Source organism: Sphingobacterium sp. WOUb80, assembly GCF_050058145.1.
GTDB lineage: Bacteria > Bacteroidota > Bacteroidia > Sphingobacteriales > Sphingobacteriaceae > Sphingobacterium.
Map to the genome: position 1 here is coordinate 2,177,380 of NZ_CP165617.1, position 21,520 is coordinate 2,198,899.

The window sequence follows — 21,520 nt, forward strand, 5'->3', positions numbered from 1 at the left end:
CAGTTTATTGTGATTGAAATAAAAGTATGGAACGTGAGGGCACCAAAATAGAATCTCCTGCTGAATAGTTTCCAAAGCTTTCTATCGTATCGTTATTCGTGTCTAAGATCTTGAACCAACCAGCCCCATAATTTTCACTGGGGAGCGTGTATGTTACGTCTTCCCAATACGCATTAAATAACAGGTAAAAATTAGCATCCACGATTTTCTTTCCATCGGTATCTACTGATCTAATTCCCGCACCGTTAAAAAACACAGCGAGTGAGCGCGCATGGTCTTCCTGCCAGTGATGATCATCCATCTCAGATGCATCTGGAAGAAACCATACGATATCTTCAACACCTATACCGCGGATAGGCAATCCTTGAAACCATTTGCGACGACAGAATACCGGATGCTCTCGCCTAAAATGGATCAATTTTTTGGTGAAGTCCAATAAAGATACGTCTACATTGGCCCAGTTGAGCCATGAAATCTCATTGTCCTGACAATAGGCGTTATTATTGCCCTGCTGTGTTCGCCCCTGTTCATCGCCAGCGACAAGCATAGGTACTCCCTGGGAAAGAAACAATGTGACGAGCATGTTTCTTTTTTGTTTTTCTCTCAGGCTATTTACCGTTGAATCATCTGTAGGTCCTTCTGCACCACAGTTCCAAGAGCGGTTGTGGCTTTCTCCATCTTTATTATCCTCACCATTAGCTTCATTGTGCTTTTCGTTGTACGATACCAGATCGTGGAGGGTAAATCCGTCATGTGCGGTAATGAAATTTATACTCGCGGAAGGTGTACGATTGTCACCCCGGTATAAATCGGAGGATCCCGTTAGGCGATTGGCAAATTCAGCGATCATACTGTCCGCTCCAATCCAATAATCGCGGATACAGTCACGATACTTTCCATTCCATTCGGCCCAACCGGCGGGGAATTCGCCTACCTGATACCCTCCTTCTCCAATATCCCATGGTTCTGCAATTAGCTTAACCTGTGAGATCACGGGATCCTGATGGATAACATCAAAGAAAGAGCTCAATTTATCTACGTCATTGAGCTCCCGTGCTAATGCTGATGCTAGATCAAAACGGAATCCATCAACGTGCATTTCCTGCACCCAATAGCGTAAACTATCCATGATCAACCGTAGTACGTTAGGCTGGCGGGTATTTAATGTATTGCCTGTTCCAGTAAAATCCATATAATAACGTGGATCTTCAGCCAAACGATAATATGAAGCATTGTCAATTCCTCTAAAAGAGAGTGTTGGTCCCATTTCATTCCCTTCGCCTGTATGATTGTAAACGACATCGAGGATAACTTCTATCCCTGCCCCATGAAGTGCTTTTACCATTTCCTTGAATTCCACGACCTGTTCCCCATGGCTACCCGAAGCTGAATAGCGTACATCAGGGGCAAAAAAACCAACACTGTTATATCCCCAGTAGTTAGTTAGTCCTTTATCCTGTAGGTGACGGTCTGTAATAAAATGATGTATAGGCAATAATTCAATTGCAGTGATACCCAATTCCTTTAAGTAATTTATGGTTACAGGATGCGCCAAGGCAGCGTATGTTCCTCTTATTTCTTCGGGAATCTCTGGATGAGTTGCTGTAAAACCTTTTACATGTGTTTCATAAATAACACTCTGGTGCATTGGTATATGCGGAGGATGGTCGTCCCCCCAATCAAAATGACCGTCTACAACCACGGATTTCGGGACGAAAGGAGCGCTATCAGTTGTATCCAAACTTAAATCGTCCTCTCCTATATTGTATGCAAATAAAGCATCATTCCATTTTACGACACCCGAAATTGCCTTTGCATAGGGATCAATCAGTAATTTATGCGGGTTGAAGCGATGCCCTTGGGCCGGATCGTAAGGACCATCCACTCGATAACCGTACAGTTGTCCTGGTTTAATTCCCGAAACATAAATATGCCAAACTTGATGCGTCTTCTCCGTTATTTTAAATTTCTCGATTTCTTGTTGGTTCGAACTATCATAGAGATAAAGTTCGACAGCTTCGGCATTTTCGGAGAAAAGGGCAAAATTAACCCCTTCTCCATCGTAAGTTGCACCTAAAGGATAAGGGCTTCCAGTATTGATTTTTGTTTCCATCTTTATGTTTAACGATTGTATAATTTTGTATAGTCATTTAATCTCGCCTGAAGTTTTGGAGAAAGAGCTCTTTTCTGCATGCGCCACAACCAATTTCCGGTCGTACTGGCAGGTCGGTTCATACGACATGATCCATCAAGATTCAGGATATCTTGCATCGCAACAATGACTGTATCTGCGACAGAAGCGTAAAGTGATCGTATGAGGACCTCATTTACATTTCCACTTTCAACAATTTTTCCAAAATAGGTATTGATATTTATTTTGCTCGATGATTTAAGATCTTCACGATACCAAGAAAGTGTTGTATTATTATCATGTGTTCCAGGATAAGCAACAGAATTTCTTCGATAATGATGTGGAATATGCGGTGAATGTGCCATATCGTTATCAAAAGCGAACTGTAAAACCGCCATGCCCGGAAAGCTGTATTGATCGCGCAGATCATATACCTTCGCATCGATATCTCCAAGATCTTCGGCGATAAAAGGCATGTCATCTAAATGAACTTTTATTTGATCAAAAAAATCCGAACCAGGACCTGTTGACCAACGTCCATTCTTGGCGGAAGTTTCTTCAAAGGGAACTTCCCAATAGGAAGAAAATGCTCTAAAATGATCAAGCCGTAACCTATCAAATAGCGCGCAATTGTGTGACAAGCGCTCAATCCACCATTTGTAACCATCTTTTTTGAGTGATCCCCAATTAAAAGTCGGCATTCCCCACAATTGCCCCGCTGCATTAAAGTAATCAGGCGGAACACCAGCAACATTTTTAATAGTACCATTTGCCCCTATGGAAAAATAGTGCGGATTGGCCCAAACATCGGCAGAATCATAGGCAACATAAAATGGAATATCACCGATAAATCTTACGCCATAATCGTATGCGTAGTTTCTTATGGCATCCCATTGTCTGAAAAATAGGTATTGAAACCATTTTTCCTTTCGCAATTCATCTGCGAATTCAATTGCGAAATCGTTAAGTGCAGCACTATCGCGATGTTTGTATTGTGTTGGCCACTCATACCAAGGACGATTGCCATGTCTGTTTTTTAGCACTTTGAAAAGTGCATAATCCTTAAGCCACAAAGATTCACGGTCTACAAATTCGGAGAAATCAAGAGCATATTGAACAGAAAGACGATTAAATGCCTTCTCCAAAAGTTTGTATTTGGTGAAGACTATATCAGCAAAATCTATTGTTTTAGAACTATTTCTTTTTAAAGCCTTTAGTTCCCCTTTTTCCAATAAGCCAAATTCCAGCAATTCGTTTAAATCGATGAATAATGGATTACCGGCTCTACTATTTAGGGTGCTGTAAGGAGAATGGTTTTGCTCAACATCTGTAGGCCCTAAAGGAAGTACCTGCCACCAGCTTTGGCCGCTGTAATTCAGCTGTTTAACAAAACGACGAACCCCGGATCCCAAATCACCAATTCCATAGGATGATGGTAATGAGCTGATATGCATTAAAACACCCGCACTGCGTTTAGGGAGGGTACTTTTGTATTGTAAAATAGCCATTGGAAGATCCCTAAAAATGGCATTCACTGAAATTTCTGTGCCTTCGCCCGCTGTGTCAAATAGGATGTGATGCCAGGTCACGGAATGATTTACAGAAAGATGAACGCTCGTATCTGCCCAGTCAAATGAGCCAGGTACGAATTTGGAGATTTTACCGATAGCCGCGAGGTGTAGCGGAAGTACTATAATCATCCAATCATCTCCAGATCTACGCGCGAATGCCAAAATATGTTTACGGTAACGACCGCTTACTTTTAATGGAATATAACTACTATCTGATGCAAGTGCAGCATTATGCTTTCTGAGTTTTACCAATTCCTTAACTAACCATAGTTTAATTGTCCCATCGTATCTATTTTGCCATAATTGTCGAATTCGATTGTCTTTGGGCATATTTTCAATAGCCTGCAGCAGATTTTTACTTAATTGATAATCTATCGCTCGTCGATTGTCGGGATCAACAAAACTATGGTTCCAAAGTTCCGACCCCTGGTATATATCAGGTACACCGGGACAAGTAAATTTCAAGATTAGCTGTGTAAGCGAGTTTAAAATCCCGAAATCAGCTACCGCTTCAATAAATTGATAAAAGCTCGTAAAAAATGGACGATCTTTATCAAGCAAAAAAGAGGCAAATTCCCGGACAGCGTCTTCATAGGTTAAATTTGGATTTTCCCAGCTCGAGCGCTGTTTCCCTTCGCGTAGATATTTAACCAAGTAGTCCAAAAAACGTTTTTCAAAGGCGACATAGGCTTCTCCTTCCTGTTTTTCCATTGGATAAGAGGATACCAGCGACTGATAAATAAAATATTCATCATTCGGATGTGGGAGGTCTTTTCGATATTCATTCCAAACCACATCTTGCCAAATCTGAACCTGCTTAACCCATTTATGAGCCATAGCGGTTAGGACTAATAGGCGACTTCGCGAATCCTCACCACGTTTGGTATCGTGTGTAGAACTTGCATTGATGGAAAGTGGCCAAAATTTTTGCCTTTCCTGCATTAATTTGTGGAATTTCTTTTTACTTAGCCCCCAATTATCCGGATGATCGCCGACTTCATTGTGTCCTATAAAACGGTTGTATGTATACATTAACGTATCTTCCACCCCCTTAGCCATTACAGGGCCGGCTAACTGCATACATCGTAGAAAAAAATCAAACACAGCAGTATGGCTCAGCGATTTTGAATCTACCTGTGCTTGCTCAAACAGTTCTCGAAATTGATTAACCAGCTTTTGATCTAGCTCGGGCTTTCGGGCCAACTTTTTAAAAAGAGAAGAAAGCAGATCAAAATTGTTTGCCAACAGTGGAAAGCTTTCGTCATATAATCGATAAACAGGGAAAAATCCCAAAAAAGAGGTTAGAATATCTTTTAAAGGCCTTAGCTTATTCGGACTTTTAACTGCTAAAAGTGATGCCAATGACCGGGCCAGGTTATCAAGTTCGCCCTGCATGTGTTCATTGAGAATTATGCTCTTTTTTATATACTGTTGTTTTTTAATGGATAGATTTTCTCCAATAACTTTTCTATAATACTTATCCAATATTTTCTTTCCCGATTTACAGGAGCACACATTATTGGAAGCCGACAAAAAATCGTAGCCTGTTGTTCCCTGTATAGGCCACTCGAGTGGAAGTTTCTCCCCCTGTTCAAGTATTTTTTCAGCAACTATATAAGTTTGTGGACCGATTAATTTCCTCAAATTAAATAAATAGTCAGTAGGCTTATAAAGTCCATCAATATGATCAATCCTTAATCCATCAAACAGTTCTTCATCGACAAGTTTTTTTATCAGCTTATGCGACTGCTCAAATACATTTTTGTCTTGTACATTTAAACAAATCAATTCATTTACCGTAAAAAACCGTCTAAAATTTATACGTTGATTTGTAAACCACCAAGGACAAAGCTCATAATTCTGACTAGCTACCAGTTCGTGAACACCTTCCAGATTATTATTAAATTGATCAAGAATATGCTTTAATTTCTCATTAGAAAGGTTCTTAAAAATGTGCGCACGCAGCTGTCTCCATTCCTCGACATCTCCATTAGCTTGAGAAGTATTTATTTGAACCAGAAGTCCACTAAAATCCGATTGGCTCTCTTTTAAATAATCATTAAGGACGAAAAAATAGGATTCAGGAGAAAGTGGATAAAGGTTTTCCTGATAAGAAAGCCGGAGACTATCGTCTGAGAAAACGACTGTAAATTCATGGTTTGAAATCGTTTCGTCTAAAGTCTTAGACAAGATAGGCACCATTAACTTTCCTTTCTCAAATAAATTGGAACTATAGCAGGTATCAAAAAAATGGCTAAATTTTGATGTCTGTCCAAATTCGAGCAGATTCATTAGCCATTCATTCGAGGGATGAAACGCCATATGGTTAGGAACAATATCCTGTAACCATTTGATATGATATTCACGTAACTCTTTTTTAATGGATTTCAGCTCATCCAGCGTACCAAGTTCACTATTTATTTTATTCAAATTTGTGCCGTCATAACCATGCATACTTCCTGGTGTTGACTGAAAAATAGGTGCAGCATAGATTGTATCGATGCCCAGATCTCTTAAGTAAGGAATAATTCTCTTGAAATCCGAAAAGTTAAATTCTTTATGAAACTGAATTCTGTAAGTAATGTTTGGCGTATTTATGGATACATTTCTCTTCATGTGCATGGCTCGCTGAATTTCATTTTAGATCAGAACGTCAGCCAGCAATTTTAGTTCATACGAATTTCAAAAAAGAAAGATGGAAAAAGGTCTAAGAATCCTGAAAATACTGCAGTGAAAAAATAATTTAAAATTAAAACGAATCTTTTTGAGCTACGTTCTACCTATACTTCTTCAATAATTGCAGTTTTAAACTAATATAAAATGAAAAAAATAGGAATTACGTTTTCTGCTTTTGATCTGCTCCATGCAGGTCACATTAAAATGCTCGAAGATGCCAGAGAACATTGCGACTTTCTGATCTGCGGTCTACAAACCGATCCAACACTTGATCGTCCAGAAAAAAACAAGCCAACACAATCTGTATTTGAACGCTATATGCAATTAAAGGCATGTAAACATGTAGATATGATTATTCCATATGCAACAGAACAGGATCTGGAAGATGTATTACGTTCGTTCAAAATACATGTACGGATTTTAGGCGATGAATATATGGATAAAGCATTTACAGGAAGGCAATATTGCGAAGAAAAAGGAATAGAATTGTATTTCAATAGACGGGAAAACAGGTTTTCGAGTTCTTCTTTACGCCGAATAATTGCATCGAAAGAAAGAGTCAGTCCGGGTTCAGTCGTGAACATAAATGAGGGAGTTAACTACGCCTTAAAGCGTATAAATGCATAAACTAATAATAAATATATGAACGTAGGTATTATTTTCGGTGTATTCGACATGTTACATGTAGGCCATATTGTTGCACTACAGGAGGCTAAGAGCAAATGTGATTATTTGGTTGTAGGACTTAAAACCGATTCAAACATACAGAATGCTGAATCCCAAGATGCAGCACAAACAATGGTCGAACGGTTTATCAAATTGGAGGGTTGTCAATTTGTTGATGAAATTATTCCTTTTGAATCGGATAAAGACATCACGGATATGCTTCAGTCGCTGCCCATTCACAAGTATTTTATAGGTGAAGAATATAAGTTAGTCGATTTTTCAGGAAAGGATTATTGTGTCTCGGAAGGAATCGAAATATGTTATACCAAAAACAAAAATAGGTTCTCGAGCCAATCGCTTCGAAAGATTGTAAGTGACAAAGAAGCCGAAAAGGGAGAAAATGCTTTTCAGCACAAATCTGAAATGCTATCCCTAAATCAACGTATACCTCAATTTTAAAGGTAGCAATATATCGGTAGCGATAAGTAGAGAGCTTGTAAATAACATTAATATCGTTAGCTATGGAAAAAATCAATATTGGTATTATTACGAATTTGAGAAAGCTACTATTCGCCTACCGTACACTTTTTTCTGAGCGTATACAAAGTCCTGCAAATATTGTACTTGAAGCAACATCTATTGATTCTATCAGCAGCAATTCTTACATCAATGAAAGGCCAGAATTGCTGCTGATAGATTATCGCCTCGTATTTAAAGACACAGCACTTTTCTTTTCGTTTGTAAATTATTTTTATCCCGACACAGTCATTTTACTCATTGTACATCAAACTTTTCTATGGGAAGCAAAGCGATGTACAGATTATGTTCAATCGGTTCTGTCCCCTAACCTGGACATTAATCAACTTTTTATGCTCATAAGAAATTCAATTTTACAGTCTAACATTGTTAAACAGTGAATTCCCTTTTTTTAAACTCGATCATAATTCACAAAGAGTTAGATAAACATTTTGTTTTGCCCTCGTCATAAACTACTGCTGCCATTATATATTGCCCCAGCCTTGTGGTGTGCTGCGGCCTGTTTGCATATGATTTAATTAAACAGTTGGTATTGTTCCGCCATCGATTACAAATTCGGTTCCGGTGAGATATCCTGCTCGTGGTGATACTAAAAACCCTACCAATTCTGCAACTTCTTCGGGTTTTGCCGGCCTGCCAAAAGGTATTCCTCCCAGGCTATTCATGACCTGTTGGATTGCTTCCTCAACACTAATACCGTTTCGCTCCGAAATTTCCTGCATCATTCCCGTTGCACCATCTGTCTGAATCCAGCCCGGCGAAACAGTTAAAACTCGTACTCCTTTCGGAGATACTTCATTTGATAGATTTTTACTATAATTTAGCAATCCTGCTTTTGCTGCCGCATAAGGTAAAGTTGAATCGTGTAGTGGTAACCTCGCTTGTATGGAAGCGATATGAATAATGACACCATTTCCCCTTTCTAACATATGAGGCAAAAAGCCTCGGTCTAAACGGACCGGCGCAAGCAGATTGGTATGAATAGCCTTTTCCCAATCTTCATCGCTCAATACTGAAAAACCTCCGCCTTCTGCATCTGAACCGCCCAGATTATTGACGAGTATATCCAACCTTCCAAATTTTTGAAGAACTTCTGAAACTATTTTTTTGGTTCCGGCAGATTGGCTTAGATCAGCAGAAATAAAATGTAACTTGTCGTTGGCTTGTTTAGGGGTATTTCTTGCCGCAATAATCACCGTTGCGCCTGCATTTAACAAGCGCTCAGCTATTGCCTTTCCCGCGCCTTTTGTACCACCTGTTACCAAAGCAAGTTTACCCGATAACTCCTTGTTGAAATCAACTATATGTTCCATTATTGAAATATTTTTATACAAATTTCCGACCTATAAACAGTTTACACAAGTACGGAAAAACGAATTGCATAGGGATAAATTTATCCCATATTGTATATTTTCGAACATTGATTTAATTTTGGAATATGTACGAAAAGAAAATACCGTTAAGTCTCAACTGTGGTTTAGACCTGATTGGTGAAGTTCTCTATGGTAAATGGAAAATACGATTATTATGGTTTATCAGTGAAGGGTACAAACGCCCAAGCGAACTCCAGCGCAAAATACCGGATGCTTCACGAAGAGTTCTAAATGTTCAGCTAAAAGAACTTGAAGAGCACGAATTGGTTGCAAAAGTTATTTACCCTGTTGTACCACCTAAAGTGGAATACAGTCTTACAGAATTTGGGAAGACTTTAATCCCTGTAATTTCTGCACTAGGAAATTGGGGTGATGAGCATCAGGAGCGTCTAAGGAAAGTAATTTTGAAATAAAACGTTCAATTTCCCCGAGAGAAATTCAAAAAAATGGCGTGCTAAATATCAAAATAAGTCGATTCTAAATGAAGAATCGACTTATATACATACGCTAGAAAAGGTTTGTTCTACAAAAAAATCGTCGTTTTAATGCGGTATTGGAATTTCCGTTCTTCTTTTAATAAGATGGAAAGGAAGTACTACTTTTAACATCATTTTGATTTTGTCTTACAATAGGCTTCCTCAAGAATTTTCAGTCGCCCGCTTTTTATCGCAATTTTCGCAACAAAACTCAGAAGAGGTTCTACAATTTTCATTACTCCTACCATCTTGGAGTTATTCAGATAAATGAACAGAGCCAGATCTGAAAACTTCTTTGGAATTCCATTCTTGTCCGTGAGGCCATCCTTTGCCAGACCCAGTAGAATTAGTGCGGCCTTTTCAAATTCAATATTTCCAGGATCGATGGTTGTCCGTAACCGGCACACGCCGTTAGACCTATTATTAAAAAGATGTGTTTCAGTAGCCGATATGATGATCTTATCCCCCGGCTTGAGTTGGTAAAGTTTACCGTTTCTACCCACTTCCAGTTCTCCTTCTAGGACTTCAAACCTTTCAGAGAATAAAGTGTGATAATGCCATGGAGTTTTTGCTCCAGGGAGTAGATCACATTCACTTATAGTAGGGCCTCCATTGGCGGCAGACTGAATAAGATTAAAAGATACTTGATTATAAGGATTGTTGGTTCTCTTTTTTTGCATTAAAAGCACCGGTCCCACTATAATGCAGATCAATACTGCCATCAAATGAGCTATGCCATGCTGCCAGTCGCTGCCATTTTTGCCCATTACGATCATGAAATCGCCTAAGGGCACGACGGTCGCTGCTAGCAATGCTATGGCCAGTGCTTTCCTTTCATTTGCCAGTACTAAAAGAACCAGTAGAATACCGGAAAATAGATCGCGAACTCCTTTGATGTAGTGAAAGGAATAATCAGCATGTGTATTAGTAGAGATACCGTAATCGAATTCAGCGTTAAGCGGTGAAAACAAAAATCGTAGACCTATAAATAGTAATCCTATTCCGGTCAAAAATGAAATGATGTAACATATCCTTGTTGCCATAATATATAATTTTATTGACAACAAAGTTATGTGGACCGATTTCACTGTTCATGCACCTAAGTTAATAACTCAATCCCTCCTCGTATTTCGGCTCCGGATACGGCTTAACGATTGTGGTTTCACCCCCACATACGAAGCAATATAATATTGAGGAATTCTTTGTACCAGCTCAGGATATTCTTTTATAAATTTCTCATAACGAATTTCGGGAGAATCGGTATAAAAAGAATTAAGCCCTTGAAGGGTTTGAACAAAAACCTGCTCTATCACTATTCTACCGAAACGTTCGCCATTCTTGATCTCAGAATAAAAAATCTGTAAATCATTATAAGAAATTACCAATAGTGTGCAATCTTCAAGAGCTTGAATAAGCTGCCTAGATGGTTTTTGGGGAATAAAACTTTCATTATTGCAGACAAAATCCATTTCTTTACCAAATCCATAAGTCTTCTCTTCCCCATCATTGTTGATATAATACTGCATAACACCGCTGATAATAAAACCAACATAACGGCAAACGTCCCCTTCACGCAAAAAATAATCTCCCTTGCGATATTTCTTTTCCTTAAAAAGTTTCGAAATCAGCTCCCTATCTGCTTGATTAATGTCTATTGCATCTGCGATCGTTTTTAATAATATATTTATCATAATAGCGACTTATTGATTCTTTAAAGATCGTAAAAAAGTTTTATGCCAGGATCAGGACATTTTTCAGATAATAAATGAATGCTTTAAATAATCTAAGCATTATTGGGGGCCAATCAATTCGGAAACGCATTGGCGAAGGTAGCGGTAGTTTCTATTTTTTAATGGTTTAGGTTATTTAAATTCTAATATATCATGTCATTTTCTGTTTTTAATTGTATAAAATTAAATTTATTCAATAGAATTATAGAACTCACATTTTCTGTAAAACAATTTGCTGTTATTTCTTTTACTATTTTGTTTGAGAAAGCCCATTTTATTATTGCACTTACTGCTTCTTCTGCATAACCCTTTCTTCTTTAATTATACCGTATCCTAAATCAATATTTTTTTCTTTATTATTGAATCCTTTAAAGCCCAAATCTCCAATTATTTCCGAAGTTTCTTTTTTAATAATCATCCAAGATTCATAACCTGTCGGATGTTCCACTTTATTTAAGTTATTGATTATTCTTGGCAAAGTGTCCAAAACATCTGCATCGGGCCAACTCTTACCTCTTTTTAAATTTAAAACTTCTAAATCTCTATAATCGCCTTTTAAAATATTTCTACAGAGGTCTTTTGTATATGGAATTAGTATTAATCTTTCAGTTATAAGTTTATCAATTTCTAATTTCTTAACTTTCATTGGTTTGTTAGTTTCATTGCTTTTCTATATAAATTAGACGGTTCTGCTAAATTACCGCTAAAAATTGTATTTGGGAAACCAACATACAAACGTATTTCGCAAAGCCATATCTATATACGAAATACGTTTGAAAACACATCATAAGTGATCGAAAATAAAATATGTATATTTATTTTAAAAGTAATAGCATCATGTAACTCAGCTAAAACAAATGACAGAAACAGAAAAATATCTTGCTGACTTTAAAACAGCTGTTACAAGCGTATATCCTATTTCGGATAAGGCATTTGATTTGTTGGCTAAAACTGCCTACGTTCAGCAGTTTAAGAAAAATGAAGTTTTACTAAGGGAAGGGCGTGTCGCCAATGACATTTTCTTTGTTTGTAAAGGAGTCTTAAACTCTTATTTTATTGATGAAAAAGGGGCTATCTGGAATAAATGGATTTATTTGGAGAGGGATTTTGCGAGCACAAGATTTTCGGCAATCATAAAAACGCCCAACGATTTTAAACTGCAAGCTATTGAAAACACTACTGTGGTATGTATGCCTTATCATCAAACAAGAGCAGCTATTAATCAAAATGATGAACTAAAAAACCTTTACATTGCCTATTTGGAGAAAAAATGGATAGTCATTAATGAAGAAAGAGAAATTTCTTTACTGACTGAAAGTGCAACCGCAAGATATCTAAAATTGCTGGCGGCACATCCGGGAATTGATAGGAGAATTCCACTACAATATATCGCTTCGCACCTGAGCATTACCCCGACACAGTTGAGCAGAATACGTAAAGGGCTGACCAAATAAAAAAATCATTACGCTCAACCTATGTAGAGTGCGTTCTCGAAATCGCACTTTATTTTTGCTTATTATCAAACAATAATACAGCATACTATTAAAATACCGCTTTGAAATAGAACACATCGTACTATTAAAAGCGGAATAGGAGAACGTAATAATTAACAACTGAAATCAAATTATGCAAACAATTTCTAAAGGACTAAAAATATTTCTAACCGCACTTATTCTTTCCAATATCGTACTGATGGCTTCTGTGGTTTACTTTTTTTTGAACGACAAGAACAACTTAACCGCGGAAAGAATAGATATCAAGGACAGATCGGGAAAAAATCGTGTCGTTATTGCAAACACAGATAACATTCCGCAACCTATTATCAATGGGAAAACATATAAAAGGGCTTACACTCCCGCGGGTCTGATTTTCTTTGATAAAAATGGCGACGAAAGAGGTGGTTTGGCAATTACTGATAATGAAGAGACTAACCTGAATGCACTTGCATTTGATTATCAGAATGCCGATGCCATTGGTATCTTAGCACAGGATAATAAACACGACAATTATTTCAGGGCAGGTCTATTGATTAATGATAAAGATCTATCCGGTAAGCCGGGGCATAATATTAACCGGATAAACCTGCTAACCGAGAATGGAAACGCTTCTTTAGTGATGAAAGATAAGAATGAAATACCGAGAATTATTTTAAAGGTGGACAGTCTAGGTAACCCTTCTATCGAAATGTTTGACGATAATGGAAAAGTGAAATGGAAGCAATAATCGTATGAAAACTTTATTGAAAAACATACTCCTTATCATATCAAAGCGTAAACCGAAAAAGCGACATATATCCGTAATCTCATTCGACAGCAATTCAATATTGTACCGCATGTAACCCTAACAGATTTATCCGTTTGGATGGACACGGACAAGACCGGTTAAGATCATTGCTAATTTGCAAGAAAGAAAAGCATATGATCAACTTAAAAACTTTCTATCTCGCAATGCTCATTGTTTCCAGTTATTTTACCGCCTCAGCACAGGTAAGCACTGCTACAAAATCTGACAGTAATATTAGCCAATTGTATAGACGTTTAGATAATGTCATTCAGAAGGAACATATACCCGGTCTACTGGTTGCTATTGTAAAAAAAGACAGTATACTGTACTCGGGTGGACTGGGCTATGCTGATCTTAAACAACGTCGGCAAGTAGAACATCAAACGCAATTTCACTTCGCTTCTGTCACCAAATTTTTCGTGGCAATGGGTATACAACAATTAGTGGCTAACGGTAAGCTAAAGCTCAATGACCGTATTCGTGATATAGCACCCGAAATACCATTTGACAATCATTGGGAAGCCACAGATCCGGTACGGGTAGTTCACCTACTCGAACATACTGCCGGTTTTGAAGATGTTCAACTCAACAGCATGGTAGATATAAGCAAAAAAAAGCCAGTTGTTGGTATCGAGGCCTTAAAACCTGTTAGCAATTCGCTTAAGGTACGCTGGAGACCGGGAACAATGATGTCCTATTCCAATCCGGGCTATAATGTACTCGGCTATATGATTGAAAAAATTTCGGGCATGCCTTGGGATAAGTATTTAAAGGAAAATATTTTTTCACCATTAAACATGCACAATAGCTTATTTGATCTTGATGGTACGCATAGACCCAGCTTTGCCACAGGCTATGACTTTCAAAAGGGTGAATACAGACCAATGCCATTCTATAGTCCTATCGGAAATGGGGCCGGAAGCGCTTTGGTATCCACTGCTGAGGACATGGCAAAATTTATGCTTTATCTGCTCAATGGTAATGCCGACAGCAGGTTACTGGACAATGCCGGCCTGAAGGAAATAGAGACTATTCACAGTACATTAGCCAGCCATGCTGGATTACAGACGGGATATGCCCTCGGTAATGATCTATTTCCAAATAATAAAAAAGTTAGCTTACGGGGCCACAACGGTAAAGGAGAAGGCTTTGTATCCTGGTTATTCTTTGACCGTAAAACCGGTATCGCCTACGCAATAGCAGCCAATAGTATCGTCAATATGTGGCCAATATCACAGGCTATTGAAGAATTTTTGACAAGGGACATTTCTGCTCCGAAACCAATCAGTCTACCGATAGATGACAAAAAAATTAAACCGCTACTCGGATACTATCAATTTATGAATCCCAAAAACGAACGCTGGGAATTTTACAGACGTATCTTTGGCGGCATCGAATTAACGGCGGTCAGCAAGGATAGACTCGTCGTAAAAAAAGAAAACGGACAGCTCGATTCTCTTGTCCATGTCGGCAACGGCATCTTCCGACTAAAAGATGATATTCTTCCTGCTTTTGTACTAGCTAGAGATCCCGATGGGCAGCCTTTTTTTCAAGGTTATGGCAGTAGTTTCTATCGCAAAGTACCTCGGGCTTCGGTTTTAATCCAAAAGTTGCCTATCTACCTTGGACTTATGGCCATTTTGATTTATCTCATTTATAGCCTTATAGGCATATTTCTTACACTCTTTCGAAAAATGAAACTGATAGACCTAGGCATTCCTTTATTGCCAATAATAGGAACATGCTGTTTTCTCGCTGCTTATCGTCTCATGGGACAAACGGACACCAGCCATAAAGAGTTATTTACCTCTTTTAATGGAACTAGTTTTTCCATTTTTCTAGGCATGCTTCTATTTGCCATTTTGGTTGCCGTCAGCAGCTTGCTGCTTTACTACCGTTGGTCTAGACTGAACCCATTATGGCTTCGTCTGTTTTTGGCCTTCAATAATTTCTTTTTCTGCTATCTCGTCGCCCTTCTATCCATCAATGGTTGGATCGGGGTACCCATCTGGATGATGTAGTACCATTTGATCAATTATGTTTAAATTCACGTTACAATGATAACTTGCTACTGCCCATGATCAATATACTCTATACCTTTCATGCTTTTTCAGCGGGTGCATTTCTGATGCTTGGCACCTTAATCTTTATGGGTGTCAACCACAGTTTTTCGCGCGCAGACCGGTGGCTTGGAACATGGTATTATTTGATGGCATGCTTATTTACCCAGCTTTTTTTTGAAGGTTTTCATATCGAGAGCAATGTATTGATCCATACGCTGGAACTCCCGCGATGGGCTACACTCCCCTGCTTCTACCTGGCCGTTCACTACATGGTCAAGCCAACAGCAAAAATTCGGTATTGGGGACTACATTTTGTTCCCTTCCTCGCTTTCCTTTTCTTCTCCATCATCTATTTAATACCCGGACTTTTTAATAATCATATCCATCCGCCTCAATTGCCGCAATGGATCATTTTTGCTATCAAATATTTCTTTTTTGCACAATGTATCTTTTATTGGATTGCCTGTTATAGGCTCTTCAAAATACATCAGAAAAACATTCGCCAGCTATCTTCCTATACGGAAAAGATAAACATGGTCTGGTTGAAGTATCTATTGATCGCGTTACTATTGATGATTGTTGCCCGTCTACTGGCCATGGTTCATTTAGTTTTTAGTGCTGTCGCCCCAATTTTATATTTTATGGGCACCGTGGCACTTGGGTACGCAACGCTAACACAAGGATCAATTTACACAATTGAGTCTACAGAAAACCTCATCAACGAAGCGGAGCATAAAAAGGTTAAAGCCGAAGAGCGGCTGACAGTACAGCAGGTAGACACATTAAAAGAAAAATTATTGCAGAAAACAACAGCTGAAAAGCTATATCTCGACCCGGGTTTAACACTATCATCCCTCGCGGGGCATATCGGAATCAATCCGCATGATCTGTCCTACATCATAAACAATGGACTGGAGAAAAATTTTTACCAGTTTATCAACGAGCTTCGCACGGAAGAAGCGAAAAAACTTTTATTATCCGAAGAGGCCAAGCTACTTGATATGTTTGGAATCGCAATAAGGGCAGGCTTCAATTCAAGAACAACCTTTTATGCCAGCTTCAAAAAAACAACAGGCATTACACCGACAGAATATATGAAAGTCCATAGTAAACAATCAAACTAACCAGACACAATGAAGTTTGTTCGATTGCATCCATTCGAACGGTTAGCCTATCAAAAAGACCTACTCTTGTATCATATCAACAAAAAAAATTATGATACAATACATCAAACCAAGGGGATACTCGAAAGCGATCCACCAATTTTCCAAAGCAACATATGGTCTTCTGGTGGGAGCATGTTGTCTTTTTGCTTCGATTGATACATTTGCACAGTCCCACCCTAAAGACAGCCCCCAGCAACAACAGTTGGTTCCGCTAAAATCATTTCAAGGTTACTACCAGCTACCCAATAAAGTAGCTTTCATTGCTTTCGAGGAGCAAGAAAACAACCTGTATGCCACACAGCTATGGGATCAGAAAAAAAGATATCAGCTCGTCCGTAAAGATGATACGCATTTTGAATCCAAAAACGAAGGATATACTATAGAATTTTTAAAGAATGGCTCCGGCGATTTTAGCCAAACAAAAATCATTGGTAGAATTGTATGTGAGCGCGTGCCATTTGACCCGAATAAAATTGCGACTCTAACCGCATCTCAACTGAAACAGCTTGCCGGAACTTATCAAAAGTTAAATGACAACAACTTTAAGATTCAAATAGAACCCTCCTCAACAGGCTTAATTCTTACACAATTGTGGGATAACAAAACAATTTCATTTACTCCTCGTTCGGAATTTTTCTTCCTCAACGATGATGGCACCTTCCCATTGACATTTTCTGTTGCCAATGCAAAGGTAAAGCAGATGCAGTGTTTCGAAAATGATGCTTGGCTAAAGACTGACCAATAATCCTATTCAAAAAAATAATATGAACAGATTTATTGCCTGCGTATTTCTGCTGTTGGGTATGGCTCAGCTTAGGGCCCAACAGGTAGCAGATGAACAGTTTCATTATCCCATTACCGATCCGCACCACCGGATCGGTGATGGACCTCTACTCCTATTTGACGAGGCACACAACAATCCAGTTACTTTGAGAGGAGCTTACGCTCCTTTTTCAGATCTCCTTCAGGCTGATGGATATCGTATCCGAAGTGCTAAAGAAAAAATTTCTTACGATCAATTAAAGGAAGTAAAAATCTATATCAGCATAAATGCCCTATATAATCCGGAAAACTGGAAATTGCCCACCTATTCAGCCTTTACCCATAAGGAGATAGAAACTCTCCGCCAATGGGTATTTGATGGTGGAAGCCTATTTCTAGTCACCGACCACATGCCTTGTGGCGGTTCTGTACAAACGCTTGGTGCAGCATTTGGCATTCATATAGTGAACGGTTTTGCCTTACCTAAGAATGGACGTCCCGAGATCTTTTCAAAAGATAGAGAAACACTGTTATCCAACGAAATAACCACTGCGTCAGGTAAAGAAATAGACAGTATCATGTGCTGGGGTGGAACTGGATTTATCGTCCCAACGACCGCACATATTATTTCTTTATTAAATGAAGAATATGACATCTATCTACCCAATGATGCTAATCAGATAAAAAGGCCTATTCCAAACAATATTCCCCGATTGTCGGGCAAAGGATTTGCAAACGGTGCTTACCTCCGGTTTGGGAAAGGGAGGATTGTGGTATTCGGAGATGGTGCTCCTTTTTCGGCACAACTCCATGGCATCAAAAGTGAAAAAAGAGGAATGAACCATCCCGCCGCAACACAGAATGCCCAATTTTTGCTCAATATCGTTCATTGGCTTGACTAATGAGCTGACTTGACTAAAGGCACACAGTATATGACTTTCGGAAGATGAAAAGAGAAGACGGATCAGATTAGTATTCCTATCAAAACTTCTAAATGGTCGCAATTTTTTGAGTTTCATCCCTTTTTATGATTCATAAAGCATAGTCCAATGCGGATATGAATATGATAAATTATTAGAACAAAACTTTTGTAAATTTGGTAAAAATCTATTTCGCTCGAGTATGGCTGTACCAGTTAATAAAGAAGAATTACAAAAGGCTATTGAAACGAATTACAACAAGCTAAAAAATGAATTATCGACCATCCCTGTTGAATTAACTAGCGTCACAGATTTAGAAGGACATGCAAAAGATACGACAATGAGTATCAATAACCTTGTTTCTTATTTGATGGGATGGGGAGAATTGGTGCTTAAATGGAATCGGAAAAAGGATAATAATGAGCCAGTGGATTTTCCTGAAACAGGCTATAAGTGGAATGAACTCGGCAAGTTGGCACAAAAGTTTTACAAAGATTATGAAGGCATGGACTTCAATAGATTGTGTAGTAAATTAGATGAAACGGTTTCTAAAATTATTAATCTAATTAAGCAAAAATCTAATACTGAATTATATGAGGTTTCCTGGTATGAGAAATGGGCTTTAGGAAGAATGATTCAGTTTAACACGTCTTCGCCTTATACCAATGCAAGAGGGAGAATTCGGAAGTGGAAAAAAGCACATAACATCAGATAAAAATCCTGCTTAAACGGACAGGATTTACACTCCCTACCCTATATAATAAGGGATTGTCCCACACCTTCAGGCCTCTATAAAGCTATTAAGGCAAAGAAAGGCACTGGAGTCGCTGGTGCAACAACAAATCCGATTAAAGTTCAATCCAACACAGGATGTAATTAATATGAAAAAAATAATTAAGTATTTAGTCCCTATACTTCTAATAATGGTAGTATTTAATTTGAATCCATTGAGAACTCTTTGCGATTGGCTCGTAGATACATACCATTACAAATTTGCAAATAGCTCCGGTGACTTCTATATAAGAGCAACTAGCGCTGAAAACTTCGAAGGGATAGAGGAGAGTTGGCATGAGTATTTGAAAAAGGGCAATGTAAAATCTAACGATACTACGTTATACCGATTGTTTCCGATGAATCCTTTTGCTTTTTGGAGATATTACAATTATTTTAATCCTATTTATAAACTACCTTATAAAAATATAGAAGAAATACCCAAACTGAAAAAAAGTTATCTGCGGGACGACTAAAAAAATCTACATAGCTCGCTCCTCTATCGCTAAAGATATTGGTACCGGATGACAACATTGGCTGCTATGGGAAGTTTGGAATTGGTCGCCGTTACTATCATGGCATGCTACTTTTCAATCGCGCAAGGTTAATACCCAAGCCTAATATACATTATTTATGCTAGATGAATATGTTTGCAGCTATTAACTTTTAAGATGATTACAAATTGATAAGGCTAAGGTATGGGTTTGAAAGTAGGATTAGTTACGGGAAACCGTAGGGCTGTTAAAAAAAACCTACTCGAACTTTGTGCTCCTTCCGCTTTTGAAGTGAGTAAACTACCGCTACTGAAATAACCAATTTTAAATAAGAAATTAAAATTTGGTCAATTTTCCCTATTTTAACAAAAAAACAGCATATGCCAAATATCTACATTATCTCTGGCTGCAACGGAGCAGGAAAAACAACCGCTAGTTACACCGTGTTACCGGAGATATTAGATTGCAGGGAATTTGTAAATGCCGACAACATAGCAGCAGGTATTTCTCCTTTCAACCCGCAAAGCGTAGCTGTATCAGCTGGACGAATTATGTTGGAGCGTATAGCGGAATTGATGAAGAATAAAGCTGATTTTGCATTTGAAACAACTCTCTCCACTCGACGCTATAAAAATTTAGTAGTCGAAGCTCAAATCACCTTCACTAGCCATACAACGTGTAAAGAAGAGAGTAGAAAACGGGGGACACAATATTCCATCTGATGTGATAGAAAGACGATATCATTGTGGTTTAGAAAACCTGTTTAACATTTATATTCCGATATGTGATCGATGGCTGGTTTTTGATAACATGGATCTAATACCCGAAATAATTGCTCAAGGTGATAAATTTGGAGAATTCGTTTCAAATAGCGAAATTTGGTCAACACTAAAATCGAAATACCATAATGAACGATAAGGTAAATATTGAAAATATCAATCTTGCTGAACGAATTCGTTTAGGAGTGCAAAAGGCTTTACGAAAATTGGCAGAAGAAAGTGCTGCAAAGGGTGAGAGTTTGGTGGTAAAAGTTGATGGTAAAATTCAAGAAGTACCTGCAAAGGAACTACTTATGAATTTACCAAAATAGTTACTTTACAGGCTCTATAAAGCTTGCTAGATTATTTGAGATATCAGTTGTTAATTCTATTCAAAAATTTTCGATACCTCAAAACGTTTCTTCCTAACCGAAAACTTAGAAATTTCCAACGCTATTATTTTAGCCATCCAACAACCGTTTATTAATGTCAGCCCCACTATTGCCAATACGTTTAGGGTCTCTGACGCTCTTCTCGTAATAAGTTTCATTTGAACCATTCTTGTCCGTTGTCTAATCGTTGTAAAAAGTCAGTAAAAGAGATTCCAATTTCAATATGATATTGTTTGTCCAAATCAATAAAAGGCGTAAGTACTACTTTAATTGAATTGTCAACTGTTTGTTCAATTGCAATAAATTCACTACTTCCATTTCCACCAATTGCCAAAGTCTTTGGAAGGTTCTCAAAAATTTGACAGTCAGTATTGGCTCCAATTAATTCGTCAATGTCCCAAAGTCTCACGAACTCTGATCCTATAAACTGTTCAAAACCCGAGTAATTCTGTAAAAAAAACAAGTAATCGTTAGGAAGATTGAAGTTCAAAATTCTTTGTATTTGTTCAATTTTTGTTTTGGCTTTTTGAGTACGTTTTGGACAATTGTATTTCAATAATAGTTCATTGACTGTTTTCATATTCTAAGTTACCATTTTTTGTAAAGTTCTATTTTTCTGTTGTCATATTGTCTCGTCTTGAAAAAACTTTACAGATCAGAAAATGTTTTCTTATAACTATTGGAAGGTTGGAATTGGTCATGATATGATGAATTAATAGGCTTACAGCTATTAACTTTTAAGATTATTACA

21 protein-coding genes are annotated in these 21,520 nt (G+C 38.0%); 13 read left to right on the plus strand and 8 right to left on the minus strand.

Translation table 11 applies throughout. The annotated features are described in order from the left end of the window. Positions 1–4 precede the first annotated feature (4 nt). Entirely contained in the window at positions 5–2,113 is a 2,109-nt protein-coding gene (gene glgX, locus AB1Z56_RS08985) for a glycogen debranching protein GlgX (protein ID WP_426791792.1), read from the minus strand. 8 nt (positions 2,114–2,121) lie between these two features. Further along, positions 2,122–6,318 (minus strand): malto-oligosyltrehalose synthase, encoded by a 4,197-nt coding sequence (gene treY / locus AB1Z56_RS08990; protein ID WP_426791793.1) that lies wholly within the window; start codon positions 6,316–6,318, stop codon positions 2,122–2,124. 204 nt (positions 6,319–6,522) lie between these two features. Here treY and AB1Z56_RS08995 point away from each other — a divergent pair, with 204 nt between their 5' ends. The 3 genes from AB1Z56_RS08995 to AB1Z56_RS09005 all read left to right on the plus strand — a co-directional run bounded on the left by AB1Z56_RS08995 (position 6,523) and on the right by AB1Z56_RS09005 (position 7,961). Continuing rightward, positions 6,523–7,005 (plus strand): adenylyltransferase/cytidyltransferase family protein, encoded by a 483-nt coding sequence (locus AB1Z56_RS08995; RefSeq protein WP_426791794.1) that lies wholly within the window; start codon positions 6,523–6,525, stop codon positions 7,003–7,005. Positions 7,006–7,020: 15 nt separating this feature from the next. Then, positions 7,021–7,503, plus strand: coding sequence for an adenylyltransferase/cytidyltransferase family protein (locus tag AB1Z56_RS09000; protein ID WP_426791795.1), 483 nt, complete (start codon positions 7,021–7,023; stop codon positions 7,501–7,503). 62 nt (positions 7,504–7,565) lie between these two features. After that, positions 7,566–7,961 carry a hypothetical protein gene (locus AB1Z56_RS09005; protein WP_426791796.1) on the plus strand — a complete coding sequence of 132 codons (396 nt, stop codon included), beginning with the start codon at positions 7,566–7,568 and terminating at the stop codon, positions 7,959–7,961. Between the two features lie 138 nt (positions 7,962–8,099). Here AB1Z56_RS09005 and AB1Z56_RS09010 read toward each other — a convergent pair whose 3' ends face one another. Next, complete coding sequence (locus AB1Z56_RS09010) at positions 8,100–8,894, minus strand: SDR family oxidoreductase (protein ID WP_426791797.1); 795 nt, start codon at positions 8,892–8,894, stop codon at positions 8,100–8,102. A gap of 125 nt (positions 8,895–9,019) precedes the next feature. On the opposite strand from AB1Z56_RS09010, the gene AB1Z56_RS09015 reads away from it, so the two are divergent. Then, positions 9,020–9,367 (plus strand): winged helix-turn-helix transcriptional regulator, encoded by a 348-nt coding sequence (locus tag AB1Z56_RS09015; RefSeq protein ID WP_426791798.1) that lies wholly within the window; start codon positions 9,020–9,022, stop codon positions 9,365–9,367. Positions 9,368–9,561: 194 nt separating this feature from the next. Here the strand turns inward: AB1Z56_RS09015 and AB1Z56_RS09020 are convergent, their stop codons facing one another. The 4 genes from AB1Z56_RS09020 to AB1Z56_RS09035 form a co-directional block, all read right to left on the minus strand. Beyond that, positions 9,562–10,473 carry a DUF4267 domain-containing protein gene (locus tag AB1Z56_RS09020; RefSeq protein WP_426791799.1) on the minus strand — a complete coding sequence of 304 codons (912 nt, stop codon included), beginning with the start codon at positions 10,471–10,473 and terminating at the stop codon, positions 9,562–9,564. Between the two features lie 69 nt (positions 10,474–10,542). Further along, positions 10,543–11,121 (minus strand): Crp/Fnr family transcriptional regulator, encoded by a 579-nt coding sequence (locus AB1Z56_RS09025; protein ID WP_426791800.1) that lies wholly within the window; start codon positions 11,119–11,121, stop codon positions 10,543–10,545. A 182-nt stretch (positions 11,122–11,303) separates the two neighbouring features. Next, positions 11,304–11,441: a hypothetical protein gene (locus tag AB1Z56_RS09030; RefSeq protein WP_426792387.1), complete on the minus strand. Its 138-nt coding sequence runs from the start codon at positions 11,439–11,441 to the stop codon at positions 11,304–11,306. A gap of 5 nt (positions 11,442–11,446) precedes the next feature. Then, complete coding sequence (locus AB1Z56_RS09035; RefSeq protein WP_426791801.1) at positions 11,447–11,806, minus strand: GNAT family N-acetyltransferase; 360 nt, start codon at positions 11,804–11,806, stop codon at positions 11,447–11,449. A 211-nt stretch (positions 11,807–12,017) separates the two neighbouring features. Here AB1Z56_RS09035 and AB1Z56_RS09040 point away from each other — a divergent pair, with 211 nt between their 5' ends. From AB1Z56_RS09040 to AB1Z56_RS09080, 9 genes are all read left to right on the plus strand, one after another. Next, complete coding sequence (locus AB1Z56_RS09040) at positions 12,018–12,614, plus strand: Crp/Fnr family transcriptional regulator (protein WP_309366971.1); 597 nt, start codon at positions 12,018–12,020, stop codon at positions 12,612–12,614. 172 nt (positions 12,615–12,786) lie between these two features. After that, complete coding sequence (locus tag AB1Z56_RS09045) at positions 12,787–13,383, plus strand: hypothetical protein (protein ID WP_426791802.1); 597 nt, start codon at positions 12,787–12,789, stop codon at positions 13,381–13,383. Between the two features lie 194 nt (positions 13,384–13,577). After that, on the plus strand, positions 13,578–15,464 hold the full coding sequence (locus tag AB1Z56_RS09050; protein ID WP_426791803.1) for a serine hydrolase domain-containing protein: 1,887 nt from the start codon (positions 13,578–13,580) through the stop codon (positions 15,462–15,464). 56 nt (positions 15,465–15,520) lie between these two features. Beyond that, a complete protein-coding gene (locus tag AB1Z56_RS09055) occupies positions 15,521–16,630 on the plus strand; it encodes a helix-turn-helix domain-containing protein (protein ID WP_426791804.1) in 1,110 nt (369 codons plus the stop codon). A gap of 91 nt (positions 16,631–16,721) precedes the next feature. Beyond that, the gene (locus AB1Z56_RS09060; protein ID WP_426791805.1) at positions 16,722–17,417 is read left to right on the plus strand and encodes a hypothetical protein; all 696 of its coding nucleotides are present in this window, start codon (positions 16,722–16,724) and stop codon (positions 17,415–17,417) included. A 19-nt stretch (positions 17,418–17,436) separates the two neighbouring features. Beyond that, positions 17,437–18,336: a hypothetical protein gene (locus tag AB1Z56_RS09065; protein ID WP_426791806.1), complete on the plus strand. Its 900-nt coding sequence runs from the start codon at positions 17,437–17,439 to the stop codon at positions 18,334–18,336. A 220-nt stretch (positions 18,337–18,556) separates the two neighbouring features. Beyond that, complete coding sequence (locus AB1Z56_RS09070; protein WP_309366965.1) at positions 18,557–19,069, plus strand: ClbS/DfsB family four-helix bundle protein; 513 nt, start codon at positions 18,557–18,559, stop codon at positions 19,067–19,069. A gap of 930 nt (positions 19,070–19,999) precedes the next feature. Next, the gene (locus AB1Z56_RS09075; protein WP_426791807.1) at positions 20,000–20,341 is read left to right on the plus strand and encodes a hypothetical protein; all 342 of its coding nucleotides are present in this window, start codon (positions 20,000–20,002) and stop codon (positions 20,339–20,341) included. Between the two features lie 185 nt (positions 20,342–20,526). Beyond that, a complete protein-coding gene (locus AB1Z56_RS09080) occupies positions 20,527–20,709 on the plus strand; it encodes a hypothetical protein (protein WP_028069684.1) in 183 nt (60 codons plus the stop codon). A gap of 214 nt (positions 20,710–20,923) precedes the next feature. Here the strand turns inward: AB1Z56_RS09080 and AB1Z56_RS09085 are convergent, their stop codons facing one another. After that, positions 20,924–21,349 (minus strand): SMI1/KNR4 family protein, encoded by a 426-nt coding sequence (locus AB1Z56_RS09085; RefSeq protein ID WP_426791808.1) that lies wholly within the window; start codon positions 21,347–21,349, stop codon positions 20,924–20,926. Positions 21,350–21,520: the final 171 nt, after the last annotated feature.